Annotated in this window: 6 protein-coding genes and 1 pseudogene; 2 read left to right on the plus strand and 5 right to left on the minus strand. The window is 65.8% G+C overall.

Going from position 1 to position 6585, the window contains the following annotated elements; all coding sequences use genetic code 11:
* The 3 genes from ACJ73U_RS43935 to ACJ73U_RS43945 form a co-directional block, all read right to left on the minus strand.
* A partial coding sequence (locus tag ACJ73U_RS43935; RefSeq protein ID WP_407783730.1) for an NB-ARC domain-containing protein occupies positions 1-1286 on the minus strand: 1286 nt, incomplete at its 3' end.
* A gap of 7 nt (positions 1287-1293) precedes the next feature.
* Entirely contained in the window at positions 1294-1662 is a 369-nt protein-coding gene (locus tag ACJ73U_RS43940; RefSeq protein ID WP_407783731.1) for a hypothetical protein, read from the minus strand.
* 67 nt (positions 1663-1729) lie between these two features.
* The gene (locus ACJ73U_RS43945) at positions 1730-1942 is read right to left on the minus strand and encodes a hypothetical protein (protein WP_407783732.1); all 213 of its coding nucleotides are present in this window, start codon (positions 1940-1942) and stop codon (positions 1730-1732) included.
* Between the two features lie 109 nt (positions 1943-2051).
* Here ACJ73U_RS43945 and ACJ73U_RS43950 point away from each other — a divergent pair, with 109 nt between their 5' ends.
* On the plus strand, positions 2052-3233 hold the full coding sequence (locus ACJ73U_RS43950) for a PucR family transcriptional regulator (protein WP_407783733.1): 1182 nt from the start codon (positions 2052-2054) through the stop codon (positions 3231-3233).
* 186 nt (positions 3234-3419) lie between these two features.
* Here ACJ73U_RS43950 and ACJ73U_RS43955 read toward each other — a convergent pair whose 3' ends face one another.
* Positions 3420-3935 carry a peptidase inhibitor family I36 protein gene (locus tag ACJ73U_RS43955; RefSeq protein ID WP_407783734.1) on the minus strand — a complete coding sequence of 172 codons (516 nt, stop codon included), beginning with the start codon at positions 3933-3935 and terminating at the stop codon, positions 3420-3422.
* A gap of 394 nt (positions 3936-4329) precedes the next feature.
* Here ACJ73U_RS43955 and ACJ73U_RS43960 point away from each other — a divergent pair, with 394 nt between their 5' ends.
* Positions 4330-5508 (plus strand): S1 family peptidase, encoded by a 1179-nt coding sequence (locus ACJ73U_RS43960; protein WP_407783735.1) that lies wholly within the window; start codon positions 4330-4332, stop codon positions 5506-5508.
* 167 nt (positions 5509-5675) lie between these two features.
* On the opposite strand, the pseudogene ACJ73U_RS43965 reads toward ACJ73U_RS43960, so the two are convergent.
* Positions 5676-5962 (minus strand): annotated as a pseudogene (locus tag ACJ73U_RS43965) (hypothetical protein); the annotation flags it as partial.
* Positions 5963-6585: the final 623 nt, after the last annotated feature.

Here is a 6585-nt window from a genome sequence, read left to right on the forward strand (position 1 = left end):
GCGCGCAGTGCCTGTGCGAGCGCGGTGTCGGTTTCGATGTCCGGCCAGTTCTCCAGCAGCGCGTCGGCGGCCGCCTGCGCGAGCGGTCGCAGGCGTTCGGGGGGCACCGTGTCTCGGGTGGTCCGTTGTACGAGCGCGTGTATCCGGACTCCGCGCGCCCGGTGGTTTCGCTCGAGGGTGAGCAGGCTCAGCCGGTGCAGGCAGGCGAGCGCGTCCGCGACGAGGTCCGCGTCGACCTCCTGCGCTAGCACGGTGCTGAGGTACCCGCTGGTCGCACCGAACGTGAACACCCTCGTCGGGATCCCGGTGGGGTCAAGCAGACACGCGAGCTCCAGCACCGGCCGCGCCAGTTGTTCCGGTGGCATACCGTTCGCGTGCTCGATCGACAGGGACCACGTCGCGGCGACCGTGTCGCGGTACTCGTCGGGCAGTTCTGTTGCCGCCGGCATGACCTGCGCCAGTGTCCGCCGCCGGTCCGTCAGCCGTGCTCGGTAGGCGGCGACGGACAGCAGCGGCTTGTCGGCGATGAACGCGGCTGCTTGCGCCAGGGCGAGCGGCAGGTGTCCGAGGTCGTCGGCGAGGCCACGCAGCTCGGCCGGTTCCGCGTGGCCGGGGAGTTTCGCCTCCAGATAGGACAGGGACTCGGCCGGGGTGAAGACGTCGACCTCGACGAGTTGGCGGTCCTCGTGGACCAGCGCGGCGTCGCGTCTGCGCGTGGTGACGAGTACCTGCCCGGTCGCGGTGCGAGGTGGCCACCAACCGCGCACGTCGGCGGGGTCGCGCAGGTCGTCGAGGACGATCAGCCAGCGCCTGCGGGTCATGCCCAGCCAGGCCAACAACGCGATGGCCGCCTGCTCGGGGTCGCGACGTGCGGTGCGTGGGTCGATGTCGTCGAGCGCGCGGACCGCGGCCTCGGCGTATCCGCTCACGATCGCCGACCGCGTCACCGCGTTGATCCACACAACCAGGTCCTGGGTGGGGTTGCCCCATGCGGTCCTGGCGTGCCGCGCGGCGAGCTGCGTCTTGCCAACCCCACCCAGCCCGGCCAGAACCACCTCCGGCTCGGCCAGGCCCGCCTCGGCGTCGCGCGACTGGTACCGGTCGGCCACGAGCGGCGGAAATCCGACCCGCACGGGCCAGGGCGCCTGCGGCGGCAGTAGATGCATGATCTGGGTGTTGCCGTCGCCGATCTGGACACCGGTATTCGCGCGCACGTCGAAGCCGAGTAGCGCGTTGTCCCGCAACCGCGCCTGGTCGCCACCCCCGGTGAACGGCCGCTGCTCCATGACCTGATTATTCGCCGAAGTTGAGTGTCATCGTGTTGTTGTCGCCGACCTGCATGCCTTTGTTGTCGTGCGCGTGAATCACGAACTTGCCACGCTGATCCACCTTCCCCATCAGTCGCAACAAGCTGCGCGCCGCGTCGACGAGTTCAGCGTCGTCTTCGGCGGCCTCGAGTGCCGCGACAAGGTCTTTCTGAGCCGCCTCGGGCTCGGCGAACTGTTGTCGCACCTCGTCGGGGTCCCGTCCCACAAGCTTGGCGACGTGTAAGGTCACCTTCTCGTATGCCTTCTTGGCCGCATCGGACACGCTGTCCGACATCCCGGCGGCGACCCCGGCTCCCATCGCCGCTACAACGAGCTCAACGGATTCGGCAATCACAACCCGATGCTATCGCCGGCCCGACGAGAGAGGCCTCACCCGAATGCTCCATTCAGGTACGACTTCGTCACCACGGACCGAAAGGTCGTCCAGGACCAGGAGGTTCGTCCTGGTCGCGGCCTGGCTCGAGCAACCGCTGGTGGTCGATCGAAGCGGATGCTTCCATCGCGGCTCGTAAAAAGCCAGCCATCATGGCAGGATCGTCCGGATCGTGAAGCACCTGGGCGAACTGTCGCACCACCGCTTGATTGCTCATCAGTTCAACGATGGGCAGGTTCACCTGCTCGAGAACGTACCGGTGATGAATGTTCATGTATTTGTGGCAGATACGTATGTACGCTGGCTGAGCGTGTGCCAGCTGCTGCAAGGATCTTTGGAGAGGTGCAACGGTGAGCGATCTTCTCAGTGTTCTGCGTAAACGTGTGGATTTGCATGCCAGAGCTGAAGTGGTGGAGTACACGTCCACATTTCCGGAATACGAGAAGAAAGCGGTTACGCCTCAGTTCCGGGCCGAGATACTGGACGTGGCGGTCTGGAGCCGCCTGCGCACGATTGACCTCGCCTGCGAGGATCGCGAGCTCACGGCGGAGGATCTGGCACACATCGCGGAAGTCGGCGAGCAGCGCGCGAGGCTGGGCTTTTCGGTCAGATCGGCTCAGCAGGTCCTCGCCCTGCACGCGAAACTGATGTTGCTGGAGATCCACGATGCGACGGACAACGACAACCTGACGGATCTGCTGCGCGTGGCATCGTGGGTGGGCGCGCAGGGAGCGCGTGGCACCGCGGCGTTCTTCGAGGGTTACCTGGCTGAGCAGAGGTTGCGAATGTCGACAGCGCGCCGGCTGCGCATGCTTGTCCAACTGCTGCTCGCAGGCAACCCCGCCGTGGCGCAGTACGCGCACGGCCTCGGCCTGCGTGTCCACGGTCACTACCTCGTCGTGGTCGTCCAGGTTTCCGGATTCACCATGAGGTTGGGCGACAGTGCCTACGACGACGTGGTCGACACGATCTTCCGGGAGCATTCGGTTCCCGTCATGTGGCGCGATCCTGACCAGTTGGTCGCGTTGATCCCCACCGAGGGAGGCCGGTCACCGCTGTCCATGGTGGGGGACGACGGCCGTTCGCTCTCGATCGTCCGCGACCTGGTGGCCATGATCGGTCGGCCCTGCCGCGTGGGGTCGGCGGTCCGACCGGTCGCGGCACTGGCCGACGCGTTCGAACTGGCACAGCGGGTCGCCAGCGTCGGACGCGCGGAGAAGGTGCCCCGAATCCTGCCGGGAGTCGCCGACGTGTTCGTCGAACTGGGCGTCCTGGGCATGCCGGAAATCGATGACACCCTTCGAGAGCTCGCCCGTTGCCTCGCCAACGGTCCGGATCTCGTGGCGACTCTCGATGCCTACTATCGCAACGACATGAACCGTCTCGGCACCGCGACGGCACTGCACATCCACCCCCGAACCGTCGACTACCGCCTCCAACGGGTCCGCGAACTGGTCGAGATCGATCCAGGTTCGGTGCGGGGGGTGCGCATTCTCGCGACCGCCGTCGCCCGTGCCCTCGCGGACACCTGATCGGCACGCACCACATCCCGGCGGCGCGATTGATCCGCTGCCCCTGAGCCGGTGTCAACGGCCGCACGAACACTCCCGGTGGTCAAGCCACAGTCATCCGTCCTGGTCCCGCGATCACGTCCGGGACCAGGACGGACGCCGCCGCCAGAAAGACCAACTACCGCACCAACCGGCACTGACGAGGTGCTAGCAGGTGACGCTGGACGCTTCGTCGTTGAATTCCGCGGGAAGAGTCGGGGCCTTCAAACCCGGGAGCATCTGCCAGAGCTTGCCGCCGAGAGCGTCGTAGTCCCACCATACGGTGCCGTACTTGTTCGAGAGGCCGCGCGTGGTGCTGAGCCAGGACGAGGCCATGTCGTTGAAGCCGTAGTCCTTCAGGTTGAAGATGAAGCCCAAACCGCAGAGCGATCCGGGGATCTCCACCATCCGCCCCGTGTAGTTCTGGTCGTCCCACAGGCACATGCTGTCCTGCGGGCATGCGTCGTCCGCCGCTTCCCCGGTGTCCAACTCCAGCACGACCCCATTGCTCCAGGTGATGCTGTCCTTGCCGGTCTGGGCGCCGCCCGGATGCTCGACCAGGATGGCGTCGACCTCCTCCTGTGTCGAGTCCGACGCGGACGCGGCAGTGGCAACCCCGGCGCTGCTCAGCAGCGTCAGGCCTGCCATGACCGCGGTGAGGAATGTGGCCTGTCTGCGTCTCATGTACTCCCCTTGGATGATTATTTCCGATTCCGGAACAGTTATTCAAAGGCCTGTTCATTAACCATGACGACACTCTGGAGATCAAGGCTTCCTGCTACTGTTTGCGCACTGTCACAGATTCGCGCAGGCTTTTGGGATGCGCTTTGCGAGAAATAACGACGATGCCGTGGTTCCGTGCGGAGAACGAGTGCGGCGAAGGCGACGAGTCGTGTCGTGGACCATCGCCGGCCAGTGGCCCGGTTTACCGATCGTGACAAACCGAGGCCGTTCGGCGCATGTCGATTCTCGGAAGATGACATAGCCGGGTCCGTGCCGTGCCTTCGACACTCGTTGCGTAGTTCCCACAAGTCCGAAAGGTCTTCTGATGGCTCGAAGAGTGAGACACTGCTTGGCCATGGCCGCCGGGATCGCCTGCTTGACTGCTGCTTACGGATTGGCCGCACCAGGCGCGAACGCCGCCCCGAGCTCGGTCGCACACCCGGCCTACCCGCAGCAGCTCGCGGCCCTGCGGCGCGACGTGCACCTCGACGCGGCGCAAGCGACGGAGCGGCTCGCCCTGGAGGAGACCGCCGGCCAGACCGAGCGGAACCTCCGGACCGCGCTGGGCACACGCTTCGGCGGTGCCTGGCTTGTCGACGACGCGGGCACGCTCGTCGTGGCCGTCACCGACCCGTCGCTGGCCAGCCGAGTACGCGCCGCGGGTGCCGTACCCACAACTGTCAAGCACAGCGGGAACGAGCTCGCCGCCGCCAAGTCCACATTAGACAGGGCCGTGCGCCCGGTGCCGGCCTCGGTGCCCGGATGGTACGTCGACGCACCCACCAACAGCGTCGTCGTCAACGCACACCCCGACGCCCTACCGGCCGCACGCGAGTTCGTCAACGCCAGCGGCGTCGACCCCAACCTGGTACGGATCGTTGCCTCCACCGACACGCCAACACTGCTGGACCGAGTACCTCTCGGCATCTACGGCGGCGACCAACTGACCGTTCCCCTCGGCTTCTGCTCCCTCGGGTTCACCATCCTCAACTACGTCCAGCACTTCAACGGCTGGGTCACCGCCGGCCACTGCGGCCGAGCCGGTGACCCAGCCACGCCCGGCACCGACGGCGCCACCGGCACGTTCCGCGGCTCGGTATTCCCCGAGAACGACCACGCCTGGGTCAGCCACGACAACTACGACTTCGATTTCGGCCCGTTCGGCATACCCCAGGTCAACGACGGCAATGGCGGTGGCGTCCGGGTCGAGGGCCTCACCGAGGCCCCGGTAGGCGCGACAGTCTGCCGCTCCGGCATCACCACGGGCTGGCGCTGCGGCAGCATCCAGGCCAAGAACGTGACCGTGAACTATGCCGAGGGCACGGTATCCGGTCTAACCAGCACCACTGCCTGCGCCGAGCCTGGTGACTCCGGTGGCCCCTACATGGCCGGCGGCCAGGCCCAGGGCGTCACCTCCGGTGGCTCCGGCAACTGCGCCATCGGTGGCACCACCTTCTTCCAGCCCCTCAACCCAATCCTGCGCGCCTACCAACTCAAACTAGCCAGCGTCAACGGCGCCCTTGACCCGCAGTAGACCCACCCGCTCGCTCGGACCCTTGACCCACACCAGAGGACCCGAGCGAGCGGATTGCCGGGCGTGGCCAGAAAGCGATGTGAGCACGCCATATCGTCGGTCACCACAGACAACCTTCGCGTCACTCGGGTCGCGGTCGCGCCAGTGGGGGGTGCAAGAACAACGGCTCAGGCGCACCTTCGGTGGTGTTGTCCGAGGAGGATGCGGTAGCGCAGGAGGGCAATGCCGGCTCTTCCGTACATCTGCTGCTTGAGGAGGGTGGCGAGAGAACGCACGGCGGCGGCCAGCGCCGCCATCTCGGGGCAAGCTGCGGCCAGAGCTTCGAGTCGTTCGCGTTGTCGTTCGGTGAGATTCTCGGGTCGGGTCAGCAGCAGCCGGGCTGCCTGTTTGGCGAGAGGTGCAGGTACCGCACGAGGAGGTTCTGGCTGCGGTTGTAGCCCAGAGCGCGGATTTCGCCCCAGCAGCGCGGTGGCCCCCACATCCGGCGGTAGTCGCCGCTTGTGGCTCTGTCGGCGGTGGGTAATCCAGACCAGGAACGGGCGCAGCATCTGTTGTCCACAGGCGTTGTCCACCTGTGGGCAACCCCTGTGGATAGACCGCCGTTGCGGAACGATGCTTACCCAGTGTCACCCGTCGGTCTGTAGAGGTCGGCGAGGTAGTCGGCGACGTTGGACTCAACCGGCCCGCCCGCACGGCACCGAGGCGATCACCGCCATCACTGCTCGGTATCCGCCAACAGTCCCACAACATGCCCCGTCCCCCGGCTCCTCTGCCGAGATCAACTCGTCACTGGGTCGAGAGGGTTTCTGCTGCACGCCAACACCTGTGACCACTACCTGACTGACAAGTGGTCGCAGCAGGCCATAACTGCGGGATCAAAAGGGCTGGCTGCAGCGATGACACACGGTCACCCCTTTGACCGGCAGGCGCATCTCTGTACTTACAGGGATACTTAAAGGGATGGATCATGAGACCTCATCCCTTGCAGACGATCAACAAGTCTCTGACCTGCCGATCTATATGCGCGCCCGAAGGGATTCGAACCCCTAACCTTCTGATCCGTAGTCAGATGCTCTA

It is taken from the genome of Actinophytocola sp. (genome assembly GCF_045807065.1).
Taxonomy (GTDB): domain Bacteria; phylum Actinomycetota; class Actinomycetes; order Mycobacteriales; family Pseudonocardiaceae; genus Actinophytocola.

Excerpts from the sequence above, each read along its gene's own strand:
- ACJ73U_RS43955 (WP_407783734.1), bottom strand. The coding sequence starts at position 3,935 with ATGAGACGCAGACAGGCCACATTCCTCACCGCGGTCATGGCAGGCCTG.
- ACJ73U_RS43960 (WP_407783735.1), top strand. The coding sequence starts at position 4,330 with ATGGCCGCCGGGATCGCCTGCTTGACTGCTGCTTACGGATTGGCCGCA.